Origin of the sequence: Peptostreptococcus stomatis DSM 17678, assembly GCF_000147675.1 — a bacterium.
GTDB lineage: Bacteria > Bacillota > Clostridia > Peptostreptococcales > Peptostreptococcaceae > Peptostreptococcus > Peptostreptococcus stomatis.
Window position 1 is genome coordinate 71173 of sequence record NZ_ADGQ01000071.1, and the last position, 23578, is coordinate 94750.

Annotated in this window: 18 protein-coding genes and 1 pseudogene; 16 read left to right on the forward strand and 3 right to left on the reverse strand. The window is 39.5% G+C overall.

Translation table 11 applies throughout. The features are described 5' to 3' along the window. The first annotated feature begins 309 nt into the window (after positions 1–309). From HMPREF0634_RS08470 to HMPREF0634_RS08515, 10 genes are all read left to right on the forward strand, one after another. On the forward strand, positions 310–1587 hold the full coding sequence (locus tag HMPREF0634_RS08470; protein WP_007791043.1) for an adenylosuccinate synthase: 1278 nt from the start codon (positions 310–312) through the stop codon (positions 1585–1587). A gap of 13 nt (positions 1588–1600) precedes the next feature. Further along, on the forward strand, positions 1601–3025 hold the full coding sequence (gene purB / locus HMPREF0634_RS08475; protein ID WP_007791014.1) for an adenylosuccinate lyase: 1425 nt from the start codon (positions 1601–1603) through the stop codon (positions 3023–3025). A gap of 128 nt (positions 3026–3153) precedes the next feature. Continuing rightward, positions 3154–4083, forward strand: a complete 930-nt coding sequence (locus HMPREF0634_RS08480; RefSeq protein ID WP_007790926.1) for a DUF975 family protein — start codon at positions 3154–3156, stop codon at positions 4081–4083. 332 nt (positions 4084–4415) lie between these two features. Next, on the forward strand, positions 4416–4790 hold the full coding sequence (locus tag HMPREF0634_RS08485) for a YbaN family protein (RefSeq protein WP_007790963.1): 375 nt from the start codon (positions 4416–4418) through the stop codon (positions 4788–4790). Between the two features lie 70 nt (positions 4791–4860). Then, on the forward strand, positions 4861–6789 hold the full coding sequence (locus HMPREF0634_RS08490) for an NEAT domain-containing protein (RefSeq protein ID WP_083799413.1): 1929 nt from the start codon (positions 4861–4863) through the stop codon (positions 6787–6789). Between the two features lie 23 nt (positions 6790–6812). Then, positions 6813–7937 carry a heme-binding Shp domain-containing protein gene (locus HMPREF0634_RS08495; protein ID WP_050786379.1) on the forward strand — a complete coding sequence of 375 codons (1125 nt, stop codon included), beginning with the start codon at positions 6813–6815 and terminating at the stop codon, positions 7935–7937. Continuing rightward, positions 7930–8847 (forward strand): heme ABC transporter substrate-binding protein IsdE, encoded by a 918-nt coding sequence (gene isdE, locus HMPREF0634_RS08500; protein ID WP_007791045.1) that lies wholly within the window; start codon positions 7930–7932, stop codon positions 8845–8847. Before HMPREF0634_RS08495 ends, isdE begins: the two co-directional genes overlap by 8 nt. Then, a complete protein-coding gene (locus tag HMPREF0634_RS08505) occupies positions 8847–9911 on the forward strand; it encodes a FecCD family ABC transporter permease (RefSeq protein WP_007790943.1) in 1065 nt (354 codons plus the stop codon). The genes isdE and HMPREF0634_RS08505 overlap by 1 nt, the downstream gene beginning before the upstream one ends. After that, entirely contained in the window at positions 9901–10665 is a 765-nt protein-coding gene (locus HMPREF0634_RS08510; RefSeq protein ID WP_007790923.1) for an ABC transporter ATP-binding protein, read from the forward strand. The genes HMPREF0634_RS08505 and HMPREF0634_RS08510 overlap by 11 nt, the downstream gene beginning before the upstream one ends. Before the next feature lie 156 nt (positions 10666–10821). Then, positions 10822–12282 (forward strand): cell wall-binding repeat-containing protein, encoded by a 1461-nt coding sequence (locus HMPREF0634_RS08515; protein WP_007790951.1) that lies wholly within the window; start codon positions 10822–10824, stop codon positions 12280–12282. Positions 12283–12598: 316 nt separating this feature from the next. On the opposite strand, the pseudogene htpG reads toward HMPREF0634_RS08515, so the two are convergent. Further along, positions 12599–14578, reverse strand: a pseudogene (gene htpG / locus HMPREF0634_RS08520) (molecular chaperone HtpG). A gap of 286 nt (positions 14579–14864) precedes the next feature. On the opposite strand from htpG, the gene HMPREF0634_RS10085 reads away from it, so the two are divergent. The 5 genes from HMPREF0634_RS10085 (at position 14865) to HMPREF0634_RS08540 (ending at position 20119) form a co-directional block, all read left to right on the forward strand. After that, complete coding sequence (locus HMPREF0634_RS10085) at positions 14865–14996, forward strand: hypothetical protein (RefSeq protein ID WP_273163284.1); 132 nt, start codon at positions 14865–14867, stop codon at positions 14994–14996. Further along, positions 14971–15606, forward strand: coding sequence for a cyclodeaminase/cyclohydrolase family protein (locus tag HMPREF0634_RS08525; RefSeq protein ID WP_007790958.1), 636 nt, complete (start codon positions 14971–14973; stop codon positions 15604–15606). Before HMPREF0634_RS10085 ends, HMPREF0634_RS08525 begins: the two co-directional genes overlap by 26 nt. Then, complete coding sequence (locus HMPREF0634_RS08530) at positions 15607–16464, forward strand: bifunctional 5,10-methylenetetrahydrofolate dehydrogenase/5,10-methenyltetrahydrofolate cyclohydrolase (RefSeq protein ID WP_007791057.1); 858 nt, start codon at positions 15607–15609, stop codon at positions 16462–16464. A 26-nt stretch (positions 16465–16490) separates the two neighbouring features. Beyond that, entirely contained in the window at positions 16491–18077 is a 1587-nt protein-coding gene (locus tag HMPREF0634_RS08535; protein ID WP_007791048.1) for a ClC family H(+)/Cl(-) exchange transporter, read from the forward strand. Between the two features lie 170 nt (positions 18078–18247). Further along, positions 18248–20119, forward strand: a complete 1872-nt coding sequence (locus HMPREF0634_RS08540; RefSeq protein WP_007790917.1) for an ATP-dependent helicase — start codon at positions 18248–18250, stop codon at positions 20117–20119. Between the two features lie 25 nt (positions 20120–20144). On the opposite strand, the gene HMPREF0634_RS08545 is transcribed toward HMPREF0634_RS08540, so the two are convergent. Together HMPREF0634_RS08545 and pdxS are read right to left on the reverse strand one after the other, a co-directional pair. Continuing rightward, positions 20145–21029, reverse strand: a complete 885-nt coding sequence (locus tag HMPREF0634_RS08545) for a thermonuclease family protein (protein WP_007790992.1) — start codon at positions 21027–21029, stop codon at positions 20145–20147. 76 nt (positions 21030–21105) lie between these two features. Beyond that, a complete protein-coding gene (pdxS, locus tag HMPREF0634_RS08550; protein ID WP_007791050.1) occupies positions 21106–21963 on the reverse strand; it encodes a pyridoxal 5'-phosphate synthase lyase subunit PdxS in 858 nt (285 codons plus the stop codon). Positions 21964–22206: 243 nt separating this feature from the next. Between pdxS and pdxR the strand changes: the two genes are divergently transcribed. After that, on the forward strand, positions 22207–23568 hold the full coding sequence (pdxR, locus tag HMPREF0634_RS08555; protein ID WP_007791072.1) for a MocR-like pyridoxine biosynthesis transcription factor PdxR: 1362 nt from the start codon (positions 22207–22209) through the stop codon (positions 23566–23568). The last annotated feature ends 10 nt before the right edge of the window (positions 23569–23578 follow it).

The following is a 23578-nucleotide window of genomic DNA, read 5'->3' on the forward strand; positions in this document are numbered from 1 at the left end:
TATTGGATAACTTTTAAGACCTTATTAGGGTGAAGTTATATAGAAGTTAAAACTATATTTTTAATAAAAACAGATAATACTAAGGATTTTAGAAGGAAGGCTATATTGCTGGATGCAATTTTATAGACCTTCCTTTTTGTATGTCAACTTTTCTGGCAATAGGGTCCTTTCTTAATCTTACTAGGGGCAAGCTACCCTTAAAATAGTATATAGATATATGTATATACATATATCTATATACTATTGGGGTTCTTAGTGGTATAATGAAGATTGGGTAAGGATACTAGTACTAAGAAAGGACGAAATGACATGTTAACAGCAATTACAGGAATAAACTGGGGTGATGAAGGCAAGGGGAGGATGGTTGACCTACTCTCAGAAGACTATGATATAGTTGTAAGGTACCAGGGTGGCAATAATGCAGGCCACACAGTAGTAAATGATAGGGGGAAGTTTATCTTGAACCTACTTCCATCTGGAATTTTGCGTCCTGATGTTGTAAATGTAATAGGTAATGGGGTGGTTGTAGATATTAAGCACCTGGTTGGAGAGATAAATAAGCTAAGGGGACTTGGTATAGAGATTACACCAGATAATTTAAAATTAAGTGACAGGGCAGTGATTGTAATGCCTTACCATGTAGACCAGGATTGCCTGGAAGAAGATAGGCTGGCAGATGCCAAATTTGGGTCTACCAAAAGGGGGATAGCACCGGTTTATGGTGATAAGTATATGAAAAAAGGCATCAGGTTGGGTGACCTTCTAGATAGTGAAGAGGACCTAAAGGAAAGATTGAGGGCTATCATTGAATGGAAAAATTTGTTGATAGAAAAGGGCTATGGAATAAAACCTATAATTTTTGAGGATATGTGGTCCTATCTAAAGGAATATGGAGACATAGTAAAGGACTATGTCTGTGATACGGGCCTATATCTAAACGAGGCCAATAAGGAGGGCAAGAACATAATGTTTGAGGCCCAGTTGGGAGCCTTGAGGGATATAGACTTTGGTATATACCCATTTACATCATCATCTTCAACAATAGCACCATATGCACCTATAGGGGCGGGTGTACCTAATTTGAAGTTGACAAATTCCGTGGGAATAATGAAGGCCTATTCTACTTGTGTAGGTGAGGGTCCCTTCACTGCAGAAATCTTTGGTGACAAGGCAGAAGAATTGCGTAAGGCAGGTAATGAATATGGGGCAGCCACTGGCAGGCCTAGAAGGGTAGGAGGATTTGACATACTGGCCTCAAGGTATGGTGTAAGGGCACAAGGGTCTGATGTAATAGCCCTTACAAAGCTTGATGTCCTGTCATATATGGAAGAAATACCAGTATGTGTAGCCTATAAGTTTGGTGACCAAATCCTGGATGAATTTCCAATAGGTGAGAAATTATTCAAGGCTGAACCAGTATACGAATACAAGAAGGGCTGGATGAAGGATATATCTGGATGCAGGAGGTTAGAAGACCTGCCAAATGAGGCCATAGACTATATCAAATACCTAGAAGAGGTAGTTGATTGTAAGATCAAGTACGTATCAGTAGGTCCAGAAAGAGACCAGTATATAGTAATGGCTTAATAGGAGGAAATTTATGAAAAATACATATGAATCACCCCTGACTTCCAGGTATGCTAGTAGGGAAATGCAGGCCCTATTTTCTCCTGACAAGAAGTTTAGGACATGGAGAAAGTTGTGGGTAGCCCTGGCTGAATCCCAAATGGAACTGGGTCTGGATATTAGCAAAGACCAGGTAGATGAACTAAAAAAGAACCAGGATAATATAAATTACGATATAGCCCAGGCCAGGGAAAAAGAGGTAAGGCATGATGTAATGAGTCATGTATATGCCTATGGAATCCAGTGTCCTAAGGCTGCGGGTATAATCCACCTGGGTGCAACTTCATGTTTTGTAGGTGATAATACAGACTTAATAATAGATTATGAGGCCCTAGACCTGATTAAAAAGAGGTTAGTCAAGCTGATATCGATTTTATCTAGGTTTGCAGACCAGTATAAGGACTTGCCAACGCTTGGTTTTACTCATTTTCAGCCAGCCCAACCAACAACAGTTGGTAAGAGGGCCTGCTTATGGATACAGGACTTTATCTTTGACCTGGAAAGTCTGGAAGACTTCCTACAGAGAAGGAGGTTGAGGGGGGTAAAGGGTACGACTGGAACCCAGGCATCCTTCCTGGAATTATTTGATGGAGACTATGAAAAGGTCAAGCTGCTTGACAAGATGGTAGCCAAGAAGATGGGCTATGAAGATGTCTTTGCAGTTACAGGTCAGACATATTCCAGAAAGTTCGATAGCCAGCTGGTAAATATCCTGGCAGGTATTGCCCAGTCAGCTACAAAGTTTTCGAATGATATAAGGCTCTTACAACACTTGAAGGAAATAGAAGAGCCCTTTGAAAAAAACCAGATAGGTTCATCTGCCATGGCCTATAAGAGAAATCCAATGAGGAGTGAGAGGATAGCATCCCTAGCCAGGTATATTATTGCCGATATGATAAACCCAGCTATGACTGTGTCAGGCCAGTGGTTTGAAAGGACCTTAGACGATTCAGCCAATAGGAGGATATCTGTACCAGAAGCCTTTTTGGCTACAGATGCAGTTCTTAACCTGTGTGCTAATGTAAGTGATGGCCTAGTGGTTTATCCCAAGCTTATAGGCCAGAGGTTGATGAAGGAGTTACCATTTATGGCCACTGAAAATATAATGATGGATGCCGTAAAGAAGGGGGGTAACAGGCAAGAACTTCATGAGAAGATAAGATTACACTCTTTGGCTGCAGCAAGGATAGTCAAAGAAGAAGGGGGAGAGAATGACCTGGTAGATAGGATAGCAGGAGACCCCAGCTTTGGGATAAGCAAGGAGGAAATTCTTGAAATCCTAAGACCAGATCTGTATATAGGTTGTGCACCTATGCAGGTAAGGGAATTTCTTGAAAATATAGTAAAGCCTATTTTGGATAATGAAGAATCCATAGATATGGAACAAGTAAGTGTATAGCCTATTAAATAAGGTCTATATGGCTAGCTACGCATTTATATAAAAGTTTAGGTTGATAAAAGGTCTAGTTTAAGTTATAATATACTAAAATTAATTAAAAATTAATTTTAAAAGAAGGGAGGACTTTTATGTTATCTAATAAAGAAATAAGGACCCTAAGTAGGGAGCAATTAAGGGGCAATTGGTTAAAGTTTGCCTTAATTAATCTTGTAATGCTAATTCTAGCAGGTGGGTGTAGTTATCTTGCAAACTTTAAGGGCATGACAGTACTATCACTCGTTCAGATTCTAATACAGTTATTTATCGGTTTAGGTATCTGTAGGTTGATGATAGACATAGCCAAGGGTAAGGGATTTAGCTTCTCTAATTTCTGGCAGCCAGGTAGGGTATATCTAAGGTATATACTTGCTTGTATTTTGTTGGCAATTCTAATTATAGCCGTAAATTTAATCATAGGATTTATTTTGAGTATAGTAGGTTTTTCTGTGCTTATTGGTGGCATGCAAACTTTGACAAATATGTCTTTTTATACACTGCCAACACCTTCAGCTGGAGCAGTTATAGGATTTATAATTTTAATCTTGCTTGCATTAGTTATAAACATATTTATTGAGTTGACATACCAGTTGGTAAGCTTAATTATAATTGAGAACAATGATGATGTTGGGGCAATAGACTCACTAGCAGCTTCTAGAAAGTTGATGAAGGGCTACAAGTGGAGACTTTTCAAGCTAAACCTATCATTTATAGGCTGGGGTATACTTTGTATTTTCACAGCAGGTATAGGTATTTTATGGTTGTCAACATATATAACAATGTCATTAGTTAACTTCTACAGAGAATTGTTAAAAGAAAGGGAAGAACTAGCTAAAGACCTACATCTAGTTGAACCAGTAGTTGTATCAGCCAGCAATGTTTATACAGGTGAAAGCCAGACCCAAATTAGTGGGGTTGAAGAAGTAAAGACTGTAGAAGTTGCACCAGTTGAATCTGCTGAAGGAGCTAATCTAGAGGATTCGGCCAAGGCTGAAGAACCTAATGAAGATAGTGAAAAATAAATATAAATAAGATGCTTTATATATGGCTATAGGGACATACATTTCTATAGCCATTTTTTTATATAAAATATTAAATACAAAAACAAAAACTAAATATAGTTAATAAATTTCCAAAAATATTGAATTTTATTATCAGTAATTTAGTGATAAAATATAGATAGGGAAAAAATTATTATGCAAATCACTATCAATAGCGAATATTTATGATATACTTACTACAAGTACTAATAACTATTAGATATATATATTTATTTAGATTGAGAATGAGCATGAGTATAATAGCTGGATTTTAGTAGTTATTACAGGAGTTAAGAGTTTTTAAGGGGGTTTTTATGAAATATATTTTTATAGTTATAGGTATCTTATCAACGATACTAGGGGGAATAGGTGTAGTATTGCCGGTATTACCGACAGTTCCATTTTTGCTAGTCGCTTCTTTTTGTTTTGCAAAGGGATCAGACAGGTTTAACAACTGGTTTAAATCTACAGGTCTTTATAAAAATAATTTAGAGTCTTTTGAAAGGAACAAGTCTATGACTAAGAAGACTAAGTGGAAGATATTACTATTTGCAACAGTAATGCTACTATTCGTGTTCTTTAGATATAATGTTTTACCAATGAGGATATTTATAGCAGTCCTAATAGCTTTTAAATATTACTACTTCTTGGTAGTTATAAAGACTGTTGATGGGGGTGATTGTCATTGATAGGTTACTAGGTCTATCCAAGTCTAAAAGACAGACAAAAATAAATAATAGGAATTTTTATAAGTATTTAATGAGAATAATAGTATCTCTGGCTCTAATTACTAGTTTGCTGACATCCTTTGTACCTGATGTAAGTGCTGCAACTCCACCCGATGGCATATACAAAGTTAAGCTATCATTGATGAAGAGGTATGATGAAGAAAAGTCCATGGGAGATGGGGCATTTGTACCTACAGGTTTTATTACTGTATCAGGAGGAAAGGCCAAGCTCAGAATAAAGATGATACCACTTACAGCCTTTAATTTTAGGGGCTACCTTAGTGAGCTTTTAGTAAAGGACCAGCCTGTAAATGTCTTATCTAGGTATGATGAGTATGATGTCTACAATAACCCTACAAATGGTAAGGATGCAAAATTCAAGGGGGTCAAGTACCCTAAGGAAATGGAATTCGACCTGGAATGGGGAGAAAAAGACATATTCGTCCAGGTGTATGTACCGGTTATGGGAGAATTGGCCAGTGGAGACCAGAAGGCGAGGTTGAGGATAGATTGGCCTTCCAATCCGGAATCTGCCAAGGTATCTTCTATAAATTTTGATTCAAGTTCGGTAGATGATACTTCTAGCAGTACGGGTGAGACTGCCAACAATGCCTACCAGTCAAAAGATACGAGAAATCTTCCAGCCCTGGAAAAGGGTGAAAATATAAGCTTGGAACCAGGCATATACAAGTTGGATGTCAGCCTCTACCACGAGAGGGAAGACAAGGCTTCTATGGGAAATAATGCAATGGTCCATGATGCTGAATTGATATCAAAGGATGGTAAGTATACCTTCTTGCTAGGTTCTACTACTATGGAGGTTTCAAATATTATTGCTTCCCTAGTTTCACTACAGATTAGGGATGATAATGCCTACTACCATTTTGCTGAGCCACATGCCTTCGACCTGTCAATACCAGGCGAGCAAGACAAGAGGCCAGAGGTATTTAGTTTTAACCTTGTTCGTAAGGACCCAATGATTTATGTAAAGGTTGACCCAAAGGTAAAACCTATGGGGGAAGTACCGGTTGGGGCTAGGCTAAAAATAGACTGGTTAGGTATAAAAAAAATAGAGGAGTCAGAATCAGTCTTGTATAAGAAGATGAAAAACGGTACTCCAAGGAAGAAATTTGACCCTAAGGAGAAAATCCATAAAATTCTACCAGAGGGCTTTGAACTTGTGGCTCAACCAGGTGCCTTCAAAGAGAATATAGTTTTTAAGGTCAATCCGGTAACAGGAGGGGCCAGTTTCCAGAAGGTTACACAGAAGTTTGGTAGGGGAACAGCCATGAAGATATATGAATTCAAGATAGAAAATGACTATGGAATTCCTACCAAGCCATCCAAGAGTATAACAATAAAGGCCAAGTTGCCTTCTAATATTGTAAAGCCAAAGGTTTACAGGCTTACTGATATGGCTGAAATGAATACATCTGTTTCTGGTGAATATACTTCATTTACTACGGATACTTATGGTGAGTTTGCTTTTGTTGCTTCAAATGGGTCGGGTTCATCTGGCCAGTTAAATAATGGCAATAAGTCGAATAATAATTCAAAGGCCCTTGGTGGAACAAATAATAATAAGTCTTCAAGCAATAATACAAACAGTAATTCTAAAAAAACGAGTGATACAAAGGCAAGTAGCAATTCAAAAGCTACTACTAATACGGTTTCAGCAACTTCTATTAGTGACTTGAAAAATGATGCTACAGATTTTTCAACGGCTAGTCAGCCGGAATCAACAGACCAGGCCAACCAGCCTGGTAATGTTACAAAAACACTAAAGGCCAAGGAAAATCCTAAGGTGATATTTTATAGTGTCCTGATACTTACAGCTATAATTGCAGGGTCTGCCTATGTATACACTAAGTTTAGCAAACGTTTGATTTATGAATTCAAGTACAATAGTTACTTGAAAAATAAGATAAATGAATTTAACAAGGTAAGAGAAATATTATAAGGAGAGGTGGGGGATAGGATAAAATGCAATATATAAATAAAAAATTATTTAGCAAGCTGTCAATACTAGCCTTCATCTTGGTAGTAGGTTTATATATGTCCACTGGAATCTCTTTTGCAGGAGAGGTATATACGGCAAATGCCCATGGCCACTATTCACACCCTGTGACTGGATCTATAGAGGATCCAGGTAACAATCCAGGTATTGGTGAAGGAATGGTATCCAATGTTGTATACGGTACTGCCCTCATAGAAAAGGATGATGATGGCAAGCTATATGCAACAGTAAGGTATAACCTAAGAGATAAGATTAGTAAGTTTAGTTTTAATGTACAGAAGAAGGGGGACAGTGGTTGGACAGAGGTTCCCTACCAGGAAACACAAAATGCAGGTGCTACTGGTGACTTCAGGTTTGAAATACCTTCTGCTGATTGTATTGTAAGGGCTACTTTTTTTGTTGATCCAATGGCTAGGTCTGTAGTATTCTATATAAATTTTGATGACTTACAGGCCGGAAATACTGACTTTAAGGCCCTGGTTTCTACAGGAGGATCAAGCCAGTCATCAGGTGGTGGTTCTACTGCAAGTAGTCAGTCTAGTGGCGGAACAAGTAGTTCAAGTAATAGTGGTGGGTCAACGACTAAGTCTTCAAGCCCAACAAAGCAGGCATCCACAAGCCCGTCTACTAGTAAGGCGAGTGGGTCAACCACTCCTAATGACAAGGTAAAGAGTCTTATGGCCTCATCTAATAAGGTGACTCCAAAGCCTGGTTCCACAAGTACTGATGGGGTGGCTCCAGTAGCTGGTGGAGAGAGTGATAAGAAAATAAACCAAGGTGACTTGGGTTATGACCACGGTCTTCTAACTAACAAAGATTTTGGTGATAGCAAGACCCTGATGGATGGTCAAGATGAAGATGCCCCTTGGGGCATAGTTACCAAGGTCCTATTTACCATAATAGTTGTCCTATTGGCGATTATACTGGCTGTTATATTATTTGGTGCTATAGGCCTGGTTTTAGGTTTTAAATACTTGAAAAATAAAAATTATTCTATCTCTGAAAATTTGGAAAGTCAAGGCTTTGAATTTGATGAACTAGAGGATATAGAAATTTTATGTGAACCAAGTGGGGTGGCAGGTTATGAATAGGAAAATGCGTTTTATGAGCCTGGTCTTGTGTCTGGTTGCTTGCCTGCTTGGTGGTTGTGTTAACCAACATCCAGAAGGGACTAAGAATAAGCAAGAAGAACTAAGACAGGTCACTAAGATAAAGAATCCAAAGATAATAGCGACGTCTATGGCTACAGTGGATATACTAAACAAGCTTAATGTCGATCTTATTGCAGTTCCGGATAGCAAGCTTGATGCCCTGCCTAAAAGATACCGTGGCAAGCCTACTATAGGTATGGCTATGTCACCAGATATGGAAAAGATTAAAACCCTTAATCCGGATTGGATTTTTTCTCCGGTTAGTTTGGTCAGCGACCTTGAACCTAAGTATGAGAATGCAGGCCTAAGGTTTGGTTTTTTAAACCTAAATAATGTACCGGGTATGTACAAGTCCATAGAAGATCTGGGAGCCCTCCTAGACAGGGAGAAGGAAGCCAAGGTCCTGATAGATGAGTACCAGAATTTTATGAAGGACTATAAGGAAAAGCATAAAAATATGAAAAAGAAGAAGGTTCTAGTCTTGATGGGGCTACCGGGTAGTTATGTAGTAGCAACTGACAAGTCCTATGTTGGTTCCCTAGTGGAACTGGCAGGTGGAGAAAATGTATACAAGTCTGACAAGGACCAGTTTATTAATATTACAACAGAAGATATGTTGAAGAAAAATCCAGAAATAATTCTAAGGACAGCCCATGCCTTGCCTGATGATGTAAGGGATATGTTTTCCAAGGAATTTAAGACTAATCAGATTTGGTCTAAATTTGATGCAGTCAAAAACAACAAGGTCTATGATTTGGACCATAAGAAGTTTGGTATGTCAGCCAAGTTTTCATATCCACAGGCCTTGGAAGATTTAGGTAAGATATTTGACGTAGGAGGTGATAAGTAGTGAAGTTAAAAATCTTTAAATTTGGTCTTTCCAAATTTCTGGCAGGAGATGACAGAAGGGAAAAACCAATTAATAATACCAGAAAGGCCCTTGCTTTTATCATCACCCTGGTCTTATTAGTAATAGTATTTTTTATAGCGGCAACTTCTGGTAGTATAAATGTTGGGGTTGGCAAGTTATTGAGGGGTCTGTTTGTGAAACTAGACCAAGATGTAGTAGCCATATGGGACTTGAGGTTTCCTAGAATAGTAATATCTATTTTGGCTGGTGCTGCCATATCAGTATCAGGTGTCCTCTTACAGGCAGTAATGAAAAATCCCTTGACTGATCCAGGAATTATAGGTATATCATCAGCGGCATCTCTAACGTCAGTCTTGATAATTACTATATTTCCTTCCCTATATTTCTCAATTCCATTTTTCTCAGTTGCAGGCGGTCTTTTGGCCTACCTATTGATATATTCGCTGGCCTGGGATGGTGGGGTAAATCCTGTAAAACTGATATTAGTGGGTGTTGCCCTTAATATGACTTTTACAGGGATTAGTGAGTTTTGTAAGGCCTTTGTTGGTGGTGGAGCCAACCTAAGTAAGGTCCAGTCTATTGTTGAAGGTAATATCACCCAGAGGACCTGGGCAGATGTAAATATGCTATTTTGGTATGTCCTAATAGGCTTGATACTAGCCTTTTGCCTATATAAGAAGTGTGACCTGCTTTCTTTGGAAGACAAGACAGCCAGAGGTCTGGGTGTAAATGTAGATAGGGACAGGTTTATAGTAGCCCTAGTGGCAATTATCCTAGTAAGTATATCAACTGCTATAGTTGGTGTAATAGGATTTTTGGGGCTTATAGTACCTCATATGGCCAAGATGTTAGTGGGTAGCGAGCACAAGGCCAAGATACCATATACCATGGTGCTTGGAGCCTTTGTCTTCCTTTTATGTGATACAATCGGTAGAACTATGGTTGCCCCTTATGAAATACCAGCATCTATCATGATGGCTATTATAGGTGGTCCATTCTTTATCTTCCTTCTTAAGCATGGAGGTGATAGTTATGGAAGTTAGAAATCTTACATTCTCCTACACTGAAGGTGGGAAGACTATATTAAAAGACATATCATTTAAGATAAAGCAGGGGAGCATAACCTCTATACTGGGAGCCAATGGTTGTGGTAAGTCAACCCTGTTTGACCTGATGACAAAGAACCTAAAGGTAAACACAGGTCAAATCCTATTAAACGGTAGAGATATTGAAACCATGTCACAAAAAGAATTTGCCAGGAAGGTGGCCATTATCCACCAGTACAACAGGGTATCCAATGATATCACTGTTAAACAGTTGGTAAGTTATGGAAGGACTCCCTATCAGGTTATGATGAAGAGACATAATGAAGAGGATGAGAGGATGATAAACTGGGCAATAGAGGCCACAAACCTGGTAGATATACAGGATAGGACAGTAAATTCCCTTTCAGGTGGTCAAAAGCAGAGGGCTTGGATAGCCATGGCCCTGGCCCAAGGGACAAAGTTCTTATTCTTGGATGAACCAACTACCTACCTGGATATTAGGTACCAGTTGGAAGTTTTACAGCTGGTAGAGAGGCTTAATAGGGACCTGGGCATGACCATAGTGATGGTCCTACATGATATCAACCAGGCCATGTACTACAGTGATAGGATTATTGGCCTAAAGGACGGTAATATTCTAGTACAGGGAGACCCTGAAAAGGTTATATCATCATACTCAGTAGAGCAGATGTTTGGTGTTAAACTTGATATAATTGAGGCTGATAATAAAAAATTAATATTAACTATTTAAAAAAGATATTGATAGTATGTAGCATTTTCAAACAACTTGTTGTATACTAATTATAATGGGATTAAATATAGTTCTCATTATAAGTTATGATATCATTGGTGGAAGATGATATAGATTTGAGTAATTTAATAATTAAAATACATTTGGAGGTAAATTATGAAAAATATGACTAAAAAATTTGCAACTGTTATGGTGGCAGCAACTGCTGTTACAGCTGTAGCGCCAGCATTGGTAAATGCAGAGGAGGCTGTTGAATACAAGGTTCCAGTCCAGCTGAAGCATGCTCATGAAGATAAGGATTCTATGGGTAATGCAGCTTTAGATCATACGGCTAAGGTAATTGAAAAGGATGGAAAGACTGAAATATACATCAATGTAAAGGGTCTTTCTTTCATGGGCTTATTTGGCCACCTTTGGGGGATGAATGTATATGAAAATGGATTGGGAACTGCCAAGTCTCCAGTTACAGTAGCAAAGACTTTCACAGACAAGGATCTAGAAGGCAAGACTAGAGAATTCCCTCAGGTTTTAAAGATAGTAAGAAATACAACTAAGGAAGACAAGGTTTACGTAAATGTCGAAGTTGATGCTATGGATGCCATTGCTAGTGGTGGGGCAAATACATATGCCAAGACTATAAAGGGTAAGGGTGCCCAGGATGCTATCTTGACGCTAGACTATTCTAAGGCAGAAAAGGTAACACCAGATCCTAAGCCTGATGAAAATAAGGACAACAAGAAGAGGGATAGAATAGCAGGTATAAGCAGGTATGCTACAGCAGCTAAGATCAGTTCAACTAACTATAACAAGGCTGATTCAGTAATCCTAGCAAATGCCTACAAGGATGCAGATGCCCTAGCAGCAGCTCCTCTAGCGGCTAGCATGTCAGCTCCTATACTATTAACTAAGGGAGATGCTATTCCAGCTGAAACTATGGCTGAAATAACTAGACTAGGTGCTAAGAAGGTATACATAGCTGGTGGAGAAGGTTCTGTAAGTGCTGGTGTTGCTAACCAGTTAAAGAAGGCCGGTATAGAAGTAGTTAGAATCAGTGGTGACAACAAGTACCAGACAGCTATAAAGATTGCTGACATGGTAAGAGCTTCTGGTAACAAGGAAGAAGCAATACTTGTAAATGGAACTAAGACAGCAGATGCCCTTTCAGTATCAGCTTTTGCAACTAAGATCAAGGCTCCAGTTCTATTGACTGGTGCAGCTAACTTAAATGCTGATGTAGATGCATCTCTAAAGGCTTGGAACTTGAAGAAGTTAACAGTTGTTGGTGGAGTAAACAGTGTACCTAAGGCTGTTGAAGACGCTGCTAAGGCAGAATCAAAGGTTAGAATCAGTGGTGACAACAAGTATGCAACTTCTGTAGCAATAGCAAAACATGCATACGCTAATCCTAAGTCTGTGATGGTAGCTAACGGTGTTAAGACAGCAGATGCTCTAGCGGCTGGTGCAGTAACTGCTAAGACTATGAGTCCAGTTGTCTTAGTTAATGGTAAGACTGTAGCTCCAGAGTTAAAGACATACCTGGCAGGAACAGAAAAGATATCTGTAGTAGGTGGAGTGGACTCTATACCAGATGCTTTGATGAATCTTTTAGGTAAGTAGACATACCTTGACTAGAAGATTGCTTTTATAAAAATGGACAAACATATTAAATTACATTAATTATATAGTTTATGACGTCGACGGAGAGGGTTATTTGTATTATCGAGGATAACTTTTGAAGTTGGCGTTATTTTTTTGTTATTTAGAAGGTGTTAAATATATTTTAAAGCGACAATATATTTTTAAACTTAATAAAATCAAAAAAGAAACCCCGCACTATCATACCTCTAATGCAGGGCTTCCTTATAATCTACACAAATATCTATACGGTTACTAGCTATTATATACTAGCGATATAGGTATTATCTATTTAGTTCTATTTATCTAGTTCAACAAACATTGCCATTAGCTTGTTAGTCCTATCAACATAGTCATTAAGCTGATCTGGTTTCAATTCCTTGTTGGCCAACATGGCTAGGTCTGCTATCTGCTGACACATTAGTTCGACCATGTCCTTCTTGTCTGTCTGGTCAGCCAGGCTCACTAGTTTTTTGATGATAGAAGAGTTCCTATTTATCAAGAGACCCTGTTCTTCATCAAAGCTAAGGCCTTCTAGCCCCATGGCCTGGAACTGGTCCTTCATATGGGCCATACGTATACTTTGTTCATCCACGACTACCATGGCTGATAGGTTGGAATCCTTAAAACTTTCAACCTTATAAGAGGATAATTTATCCCCTAATATATCTTGGAATAGGCTAGTAATTTTTTCATCATTGGCCTTGTCTTCTTCTTTGGCATCGGAATTTAGGACCTTGGATATGTCTGAATCTATTCTGGCAAACTTAAGTATTTCTTCTTGATTTTCTGGATTTTTATCCATATTTTCTACATATTCTATCAGACCCATAAATGGAGTATCAAGGCTATTGTCGAGTATCAGGGCATTTAAGCCATTGTCTTTAAACTGCTTGATATATTGAGCCTGCTGGTTTTCATCAGTTACATAGTAGATAGTCTTGTCCTGGTTATCTGCCAGGTATTCCTTTAGGTTTATGTGTCTACCATCTATAGTCTTGTATAGGATTACATCCTTTATCTTATCATAGAACTTGTTGTCTTTCAGACAACCAAACTTGATAAATACCTGGATATCATCCCAGAATTTCTCATAACTTTCTCTTTCCGTATTGTAAAGGGACTTAAGCTTGTCGGCGACCTTCTTAACAATATGTTTAGAAATCTTGCTGACATCCCTGTCATTCTGTAGGAAACTTCTCGAAACGTTGAGTGGTAGGTCAGGACAGTCGATAACTCCCTTTAATAGGAGAAGGAATTCAGGTATTACTTCCTTGATATTATCTGCCACAAAGACCTGGTTGTTTTATAATTTTACCTGGCCCTCAACCAGCTCAAACTCATTTTTAAGTTTTGGGAAGTATAGGATTCCCTTTAGGTTGAATGGGAAGTCTACATTTAGGTGGATCCAGAAAAGTGGTTCATCATTAGTCTGGAAGACTTCCTTGTAGAAGGCCTTGTAGTCATCTTCTGTGCAGTCCTTAGGAGACTTTATCCATAGGGGCTGGGTATTGTTTATGGCCTTATTTTCTTCTGGAAGGTCAACCTCTATTGGGTTAGGAGTCTGGCCATTTTTTATAGCTTCATCATACTTTTCCTGTGATTCTTGAGCCTTTTTAGCCCTTTCCTCAGCCTGTCTTTTTTCTCCTGACGCATCTTCTAGGTATATTTCAGTTGGCAGGAAGTAGCAGTACTTGTTTAGGATCTCCCTTATCTTGTAGGCATATAGGAAATCATCATTGTCCTCAGATATTGTCAAGATGATACTAGTACCGTGTTCCTTCCTATCTCCCTGGCCTATTTCAAATTCCATGCCATCTTCAGACACCCACCTGACTGGCTGGGATCCATCCTTGTAGGAAAGGGTATCAATCTCTACCTTGTCAGAAACCATAAAGGCAGAATAAAAACCAAGTCCAAAGTGGCCTATAATATCATTTGATTCATCCATGTGGTCTTTGTACTTGTTGACAAATTCTTCAGCGCCAGAAAAGGCTACCTGGTTGATGTACTTCTTTATTTCATCTACATCCATACCAATACCATTGTCGGTAAAAGTCAGACTCCTATTTTCCCTGTCAACCCTAACGATAACCCTGTAGTCATCCCTAAGGCTTGCCTCACCAATACTGGCCAGCCTTTTATGTTTTGCTATGGCGTCACAACCATTACTCACCAATTCTCTTACAAATATATCCTTATCAGAGTACAACCATTTTTTAATTATTGGAAAAATATTCTCTGAGTGGATAGATACTTTACCCTTTTCAGTAGTCATATTAATGCCTCCTCTTATTTTCTAATATTTTCATAGGTCAATTCTACCACTTTTTGTTATCACTGTCAATTGTTGAGTGCTAAAAGTCGTTTAAAGAACAAAGACCGGCCATATAAGGCAATAGAAAGTAGGATAGAGGCAGCTTTATCAGGAATGTTAGAGTGTATTTTATTAAGAAAATAGGGACTTTTAGTAAAAATTAAAATTTTTAAGCTAGATTTACAGCCTAATTGGTCAAGAGACCCATATTTTTTGGTATAATAGATGGGGAGAAAATATGATATGTATGAGAAAGTATCGTAAATATGAAAAAGATGATAAATATAGTAAAAATATCATGTATATAAAAAAGATATTTTTGGTATGTAAAGAAAAATATTCGGGAGGAATTAATGGAGAAAAAATACTTGGATTTTAGTTTAGAGGAATTTGCTCAGGACCTTGGGTCAAAAAAGTCAATGCCAGGTGGAGGCAGTGTGGCTGCCTATGCCTTGAATTTGGCCAACGGTTTGGCTTCTATGGTAGCCAACTTTACCAGTGGTAAGAAAAAGTATGCAGCCTACCAGGCTGACATAGAAAAAATCTTGGAAAAGTGTCAGGCTTTTCATAGAGAATCCATGGATATGGTAGACAGGGATGCAGAGGCCTTCTTGCCCCTGGCAGCAGTCTACAAGATGCCTAGTGATACAGATGAAGAGATGGAGGCCAAGTATGCCCAGATGCAGATATGCCTGACAAGGGCTGCCAGTGTTCCTTTGGACCTCCTACGTTTATCCAAGAAAGTCTTGGACCTACACGAAGACTTGTTGGAAAAGGGGTCTATCATGTTATTAAGTGATGTTGGGGTAGGTGTGGCCATGCTTAGGTCGGCTGCCTTAAGTGCCAGGATAAATGTAATGATCAATATAAAGGATATTGATGACCAGACCTATGTGACAAGGACGAATGAAGAAGTAGAGGACCTAGTAGCTGATATAGTGAAGAGGTCAGACTATATATATGATGAGGTATTTAGGAGGTTAAGATAAGTGGAAGAAAAGCTGTTAAGAGGAAAGCCAGTGGCTGATGCACTGACGGACGATATTATAGACAAGGTCGGCAAGCTAAATGACCAGGGAATATTCCCCAAGCTAGCCATGTTAAAAGTTGGTAATAGGGCAGATGACGCTTCCTACCAGAAGGGGGCTACTAATAGGTGTGCCAAGTGTGGTGTTGAAACTATGGTAGTTGAATTGGCTGAAGACTGTAGCCAGGAAGACTATTTGGCTGCTTTAGAGGACTTAAACAAGGATGAGACTGTTCATGGCATCCTATGTTTTAGGCCACTTCCAGCCCATATTGATGAGGAAATTGTAAAGTATTACATAGATGATAAGAAGGATGTAGACTGTTTTTCACCACTTAGCCTAGCTAAGATTATGTCTGGTGATAAGAGGGGCTTTGCCCCATGTACTCCTATGGGGGTTATAGAAATTTTAAAGTACTATGATATAGACTTAAGGGGCAAGAATGTGACTGTCTTGGGAAGGTCTATGGTAGTGGGTAAGCCCCTATCAATGCTTCTATTGAACAGGGATTCTACGGTTACTATCTGCCACTCTAAGTCCAAGGACCTTGAAAATATTGTCAAGGAGTCTGATATCCTGGTTTCTTGTATGGGCAGGGCTAAGGCGGTTGACAAGTCCTATATAAAGGAAGGGGCCGTAGTCATTGACGTTGGAATAAACTTTGACCAGGAGGGTAAGATGTGTGGAGATGTAGATACTGATGATGTTCTTGAGAGGGTATCACATATTACACCTGTTCCAGGTGGAGTAGGTTCTGTAACTAGTTCTATATTGGCAAGACATACCTTGAGGGCCTGTATCCAGCTACATGACCTTTAAAGTATGATTTTAGAGGGGGGTTTTAGGTGTTTTCTAAATTAATGGGATACAAAAATGAAAATGTGTCTACAATAATAAAGAGTACTAATGGTCTTAAATACAAGATGATAATCCACTCACTTTTTATAGGCATTTTAACTGGTTGTATTATCGTGGCCTATAGGATAATGGGGGAAAGGTTGTTAGGCCTATTTGCCAACCTGTATAGACTGGCAAAAACCAATACATCTATAGCTATAGGTGTCTTTGTTATTTTGGTGTTAATTGCCCTCTTAGTTAGCCTATTTGTCAGGCAGGAGCCTAATATATCGGGTTCAGGTATACCCCAGGTAGAGGGGGTTATGACCAGGAAGATGAAGACCAATTGGTGGTCTGTCCTTGTCTATAAGTTTTTCGGGGGTATACTTTGTTTGGCTGCAGGCCTCTCTGTAGGAAGGGAGGGACCCTCTATCCAGATGGGGGCAGCTATAGGAGAGGGTGTATCGAGGAAGACCAACCAGTTGGACTATGAGCATAAGTACCTTATGACCAGTGGTGCATCTGCTGGATTGGCAGCGGCCTTTAATGCCCCTCTTGCAGGGGTTATGTTTGCCCTGGAAGAGGTCCACAAGAACTTTTCGCCAGTAGTCTTGGTATCTGCCATGGTATCGGCAGTTACGGCAGATATGATTACCAAGTCATTCTTGGGAATCAACCCATCTTTAAGGTTCGATGCCCTTAGTATAATGCCTATAAAGTACTATTGGTCCCTCCTATTGTTGGGTATCTTGATAGGACTTTCAAGCTATATTTTCAACCATGGTGTAATAATGTCAAAGGCTATATACAGGGGAATGCCGATTAAGCAGGAGTTTAAGATTTTAATCCCCTTTATTTTTGCAGCCCTGATTGGTATGGCCTTTCCAACCCTACTTGGTGGTGGTCATGAACTGATTATAAATATAAACCACCTACACCTGGGCTTGGCCCTATTGTTATTGTACCTGCTTATAAAGTACCTATTTACCTTTGTTTCCTTTGGGTCTGGTGTACCAGGGGGTATATTCTTCCCTTTGTTGGCCCTAGGAGCACTTATGGGTAATATTTTTGGTACTATATGCGTAAACTACCTGGGTATACCCCACCAGTTCCTGGTGAATTTTGCAGTCCTGGCCATGGCAGGCCATTTTGCAGCTACTGTGAAGGCACCTATAACAGGTATAATATTAATATTTGAAATGACGGGTTCATTTGAACACCTCCTACCCCTATCAGTTGTAGTCTTCAGTGCCTTGATTACGTCAGACCTCTTGGGAGTGGAGCCCGTATATGATATGCTTTTAAATGATATTCTGAAGCATAAAAAGGATTCTGACTACCATACAGAGGACAAGAATAAGACTCTTATGGAGTTTGCAGTCCATATAGGTAGTCAAGTAGAGGGTAAACTCATATCCCAGGTGACTTGGCCAGACAAGTGTCTAGTGGTAGCAATCTATAGGGGGGCGGAAGAAATAATCCCTAGGGGCAACACCATGATAGTTGGTGGAGATATGCTGCTAGTCATGGTCAACAAGGATGAATCACAAGAAATGTTAGACCTCTTGACCCTTATGACCAGTAAGATAGGCTGATTTTAGGACTAAAAGGACCGGTCAAAAGGTGGTTTTAAAAAAATATATAAATTCCATCTATATTACAGGTGGGATCTATAAGTTTATACATTAGATAGAACTAAGAAGGAATTCTTATTGAACTAATAGAGAAGAATTATATAGAGTTTATTTTGATTGGAGGTGGTAGAGTGGTTAAATTAAATAAAAACCAGGCCAAGGCAGTTGTCCACATTCATGGTCCCTGCATGGTCCTGGCAGGACCTGGATCTGGTAAGACCAGGATTATATCACAGAGGATAGTTTCTATGGTGCTTGACCATGATATACCACCGACAAGGATATTGGCCATTAGTTTTACCAAGGCTTCTTCTCTTGAAATGAAGAAGAGGACCCTGGCCTATGGTAAGGATGAGAGGTTAAACAAGGTTAATTTTGGGACCTTTCATTCTAGTTTTTTTAGGATACTTAGGAGGTATGCAGGGGTTGGCCTAGATGACCTACTACTTGACCCGGACAGGTTCAAGCTAGTCAGGTCCATATTAAAATACCTCAAAATCAGCAATTATAACGATGATGATGTCTTAGACCTCTTAAATGAAATATCTCTGGTAAAAAATGAACTCCTGGATTATATGGCCTATGATAGTCACTGTTTTGAACAGGAAATATTTCAAAAGGCCTACAAGCTATATGAAGATGAAAAGAAGAGGTATGGTAAGATCGACTTTGATGATATGTTGATACAGGCCTATGACCTCTTAAATGATGACCCTGCCATATTGTCTATAGTGAGGCAGGTTTTCAAGTATATACTGGTAGATGAATTTCAGGATATAAATAGGGTTCAATTTGAACTGATAAGACTGATAGCAGGCCAGGAAAAAAATATTTTTGTGGTTGGTGATGAAGACCAGAGTATATATGGTTTCAGGGGGGCCAGACCAGATTTTATGTTGGAGTTTGACCAGTATTTTCCTGGGGGCCAGCATATTTTATTGGATACAAACTACAGGTCTAGCAAGGACATAGTGGACCTGTCTCTTGGCCTTATAAAAAAGAATAAAAAGAGGCATCCTAAGGACCTAAGGGCCTTTAACAAGGAAGCATCCAAGATAGTTTACATATATCCCAAGGATACTGATGATGAGGCTAGGCTGGTAGCCCAACAGATATATGATAGGGTGGGATCAAAGGATGGTCCTGACTATGGAGATTTTGCAGTCATATATAGGACCAACAGGCAGGCGAGGGCCTTTGTTGATGCATTTATGGACAAGAGAATACCCTTTATCTTGAAGGATGCTCCCAAGACCATATATGACCACTGGGTCAGCCTGGATATTATAGCCTACCTGAGGATAGCTATGGATATAGGGTCCGGTGGAGATTGGGCTAGGGTTATAAACAAGCCTTTTAGGTATATCTCCAAAAAATCCATCGTCAAGGCAGAGGCTTCTATGGACTTTTTGGACAGCCTCTTGAAGGATGAGGATATAAAGGATTTTCAGAAGAAAAATTTAGAAGACCTATATATTGACCTGAATTATGTGAGGGGATTAAGTCCCCAGTACGGTATATCCTACATTAGGACAACACTTGACTATGACAGGTATATATTAGAGTATTGTCATGAACGAAAGATAAAGTCCCAACAGATAGTAGAAATACTGGATGAGTTAGAAACAGCAGCCGGTCCCTACAAGACTATCTTGGATTTTTTTAAACATATAGACCAGGTAAGGGAAGAGGTCAAGAAGAGTGCTGACAAGACTGGAGGTTCAAGTTTGGCAACAAGTGCAGACAAGGGGGTAGTCCTTACCACCATGCATAGTTCCAAGGGATTGGAGTTTGATTCTGTCTACATAGTAGGAGTCAATGAGGGCCTAGTACCCTACCAGGTCAGTGAGGAGTCAAAACTCGATATTGAAGAAGAGAGAAGGCTTTTGTATGTAGCTATCACCAGGGCCAAGAAGACCTTGGTAGTATCAAGCCCTCTTAAACGATTTGGAAAGAAGATTGGACTATCCCCATTTTTAAAAGAATTACAGGAAAAAAGGTAGTAAAGAGTCTATATAGACTCAATTACTACCTTTTTGATTTTCTATAACCGGCTGCAATAGCATCATCCTCATTATCAAAGTAGACTGCATTTTTATCACTTACGGAATCATAGCCCTTAGACCCTCTTAGGTGGTATACCTTGCTTTTTTTGTTGGCCTTGATATACTTTTGGGAATCCTGGTCAGACTCCTTGGACTTAGTTTTATCAGTCAATTTATCTTTGTCTATAGATTTGTTTTCACTTGGATAGTAGGTCTTTTTAGCATCCTTTCCAGTTAAATTTTTATTGGAGTCTTTTATGCTTTTACCACCATTTAGAGGCCTGGTATCTATAGAGTCTGGATGGGTCTGGTTGAAGGCCTTTAGTTTGTCTTCATCCCAAAGTCCCACTGAATTTTCTTGGGCCTGGTGTTGTAACCTGGCAAAAAGCTGACTATATCTCGTATCAGGCTGGTAGCTATAGGAGTAGGCATAACCATTTATAACAAGTCGGGCATTGTACATATACCTGCTGATCTCTTCCTGGCTAGGGTTGTCACTAGAAGGTTTTTCTAGCCAAACATACCTCAAGAGACGACCGTACTTGTCAGTATCGGATAGGTCCTTTTGCAGGTAGACGGTCTTGTCTTTGAGTTGCTTTTTAGTATAGTCGCTGGCTTCTTTGCCATAGAATTGGACTGGCTTACTGGGATGGACAGTCTCGGGTGTATCAACACCTATCATCCTAAGTTTGTATTTTTTACCACTTACCATTACATGAATGGTATCACCATCGATAACCCTGACTACACTAGCCCTTTCAAAACTTGAGTCACTAGAGTTCCCACAAGCAACAAGGGAAACTAACAAAAAGACGGATAAACATATGCAACTTAATTTAATAATCCTATTTTTAATATCGTCAAACATCTCTCTTATCTCCTTACTTATTGGACCTAACAAATAAATGTCCGACTATATTATAACATATATTATTCTTATAAAACTATATGCCCCTTTCAGCCATTATGATTTCTATTTCATCTTCATTGATACCAACCATAGCTTCTCCAAGATTTTCAGATACCTGGGCTATTATTTCAGGCTTGTCGTAGTTCTGAACGGCCTTAACAATAGCCTTGGCCCTCTGTTCTGGGTTACCAGACTTGAATATACCAGAACCTACAAATACACCTTCAGCGCCTAGTTGTCTCATTAGGGCAGCGTCTGCAGGAGTAGCAACTCCGCCGGCAGAGAAGTTTACAACTGGGAGTTTACCATTGTCATGGACATACTTGATTAGGTCGTATGGTACCCTAAATTCTTTGGCTTTTTCATATAGTTCATCTTCAGCTAGGGCAGTCACCATTCTGATTTCTCCCTGGATCTGTCTCATGTGAGATACTGCCTGAACAACATCACCAGTACCAGCTTCACCCTTAGTCCTGATCATTGCAGCACCCTCCTGGATTCTTCTTAGGGCTTCACCAAGGTCTCTGGCACCACAAACGAATGGGGCATCGAACTTAGTCTTGTCAACATGGTGGATATTGTCAGCAGGTGATAGAACTTCACTTTCATCTATATAGTCAATACCTATAGCCTCAAGTATCTGGGCTTCTACAAAGTGACCTATCCTACACTTAGCCATTACAGGTATGGATACGGCATCCATAATTTCCTTAATCATGGCTGGGTCACTCATCCTTGATACACCTCCGGCTACCCTTATATCCGCTGGTATTCTTTCAAGGGCCATAACGGCAACAGCACCGGCTGCTTCAGCTATTTTTGCCTGCTCCGGGCTAGTAACATCCATAATTACCCCACCAATAAATTGTTTTGTAACATCTTCCTTTTTCATAATATTTGTATCTCCTTTTCATATTGTTACGATACACTTACTAAATTTTTCTAAATATTGTATCGTTTATGCTAATAGTATAGAATAGAAGTGGTAGGTGAAAAAGAACCAATTTAAATAAAAAAAATAGGACCAGAAGTGAACTGACCTCCAAAAAATTGAATTTTTAGGTCCAACTTTTTGGGGTCATCTTAAAGTTAGAATTTCAAGTAAGTCTTTTTGTTATAGGGAGGAATAGGAAGTATGAAAAAATATGAGCTGGTATATAAGGATGTTAAAGATAAGATTATATCCGGCCTATATCCTGAAAATACCAGGTTGCCAAGCAAGAGGGACATGGCCCATATGATGTGTGTCAGCATTAATACGGTGGAGATTGCCTATGGTAAGTTGGAGGATGAGGCCTATATTGAGTCCATAGAAAGAAGGGGCTACTTTGTTGCCAAACGTGACTATATGAAAAAATACATGGGTACAATTTCCAGGCCAAAGGCTGAGAAAAAAACATATGAGTACGACTTTTCATATGGGGGAGTTGACGACAAGTTTCCCTTTGGTGTATGGAAAAAAATTTCCAGACAGGCTATTGATGATTTGGGCAGGGACCTCTTAAAGAGGGTAGACCCCATGGGGGATATGAGCCTGAGACAATCTATAGCGACCTATCTCAAGACCTACAGGGGGATAGATACCAGTATGGATAATATCTTAATTTCTGCCAGTACAGAACACCTATTTCAAATTCTCTTTTGTATACTTGGTGAGGACAAGGTATATGGGATAGAAGACCCTGGTTTTGAAAGGTGGGGCCAGCTTTTTAAAACCAATAATATAAGCTTTAAAGCCCTGCCCCTGGATGGCAAGGGTATTAAGGTACAAGCCCTGAGGGAGTCTGGGGTTGACATCCTATGTACAACACCTGCCCACCAGTTTCCAACCGGTCAGATAATGCCAACTGCCAGGAGGCTTGATATATTAGACTGGGCTAGGCATGAGGCCAGGTGGCTTATAGAAGATGACTATGATGGTGAATTTAGGTATAGGGGTAAGCCACTTCCAGCCATGAAGAGCATGGATGATATGGATAGGGTTATCTTTATGGGGTCATTTTCCAATACGGTCAGTCCTGCTATGAGGATAAGCTATATGGTAATGCCCGATAAACTGGTTGACATTTACCATAAAAGAGTTTCATATGCAGCCTGTCCGGTACCTGTCTTGACCCAGAGAAGTCTGGATATTTTTATCAGGGATGGTTACTTTGTAAGGCACATAAACAGGATGAGGAAAATCTACAAGAGGAAGCTGGACCTTATCAAATCCCTTCTTGCCAATTATGAATTTCTAGAAGTTGAAGGGGGAGATACGGGACTCCACCTGGTCATTAGCTGGAACAAGAAATCATGTGGTATGACAGGTGATAGGTTGGTAGACCTGGCAGACAAGAAGCTTATAAGGCTGACCAGCCTATCGAAGTACTATATAGGCCAGCCACCTAGGGAGGGACTAGTCTTAGGTTTTGGGTCTATGACTTTAGAAGATCTTGAGGAAGGCTTGACAAAACTATTGGGTCTTTTTGCGGATATAAAATTACTTGAAAAATAGGAGCTCAAGT

Excerpts from the sequence above, each read along its gene's own strand:
- HMPREF0634_RS08470 (WP_007791043.1), top strand. The coding sequence starts at position 310 with ATGTTAACAGCAATTACAGGAATAAACTGGGGTGATGAAGGCAAGGGG.
- purB (WP_007791014.1), top strand. The coding sequence starts at position 1,601 with ATGAAAAATACATATGAATCACCCCTGACTTCCAGGTATGCTAGTAGG.
- HMPREF0634_RS08480 (WP_007790926.1), top strand. The coding sequence starts at position 3,154 with ATGTTATCTAATAAAGAAATAAGGACCCTAAGTAGGGAGCAATTAAGG.
- HMPREF0634_RS08485 (WP_007790963.1), top strand. The coding sequence starts at position 4,416 with ATGAAATATATTTTTATAGTTATAGGTATCTTATCAACGATACTAGGG.
- HMPREF0634_RS08490 (WP_083799413.1), top strand. The coding sequence starts at position 4,861 with ATGAGAATAATAGTATCTCTGGCTCTAATTACTAGTTTGCTGACATCC.
- HMPREF0634_RS08495 (WP_050786379.1), top strand. The coding sequence starts at position 6,813 with ATGCAATATATAAATAAAAAATTATTTAGCAAGCTGTCAATACTAGCC.
- isdE (WP_007791045.1), top strand. The coding sequence starts at position 7,930 with ATGAATAGGAAAATGCGTTTTATGAGCCTGGTCTTGTGTCTGGTTGCT.
- HMPREF0634_RS08510 (WP_007790923.1), top strand. The coding sequence starts at position 9,901 with ATGGAAGTTAGAAATCTTACATTCTCCTACACTGAAGGTGGGAAGACT.
- HMPREF0634_RS08515 (WP_007790951.1), top strand. The coding sequence starts at position 10,822 with ATGAAAAATATGACTAAAAAATTTGCAACTGTTATGGTGGCAGCAACT.
- HMPREF0634_RS10085 (WP_273163284.1), top strand. The coding sequence starts at position 14,865 with ATGAGAAAGTATCGTAAATATGAAAAAGATGATAAATATAGTAAAAAT.
- HMPREF0634_RS08525 (WP_007790958.1), top strand. The coding sequence starts at position 14,971 with ATGGAGAAAAAATACTTGGATTTTAGTTTAGAGGAATTTGCTCAGGAC.
- HMPREF0634_RS08545 (WP_007790992.1), bottom strand. The coding sequence starts at position 21,029 with ATGTTTGACGATATTAAAAATAGGATTATTAAATTAAGTTGCATATGT.
- pdxS (WP_007791050.1), bottom strand. The coding sequence starts at position 21,963 with ATGAAAAAGGAAGATGTTACAAAACAATTTATTGGTGGGGTAATTATG.
- pdxR (WP_007791072.1), top strand. The coding sequence starts at position 22,207 with ATGAAAAAATATGAGCTGGTATATAAGGATGTTAAAGATAAGATTATA.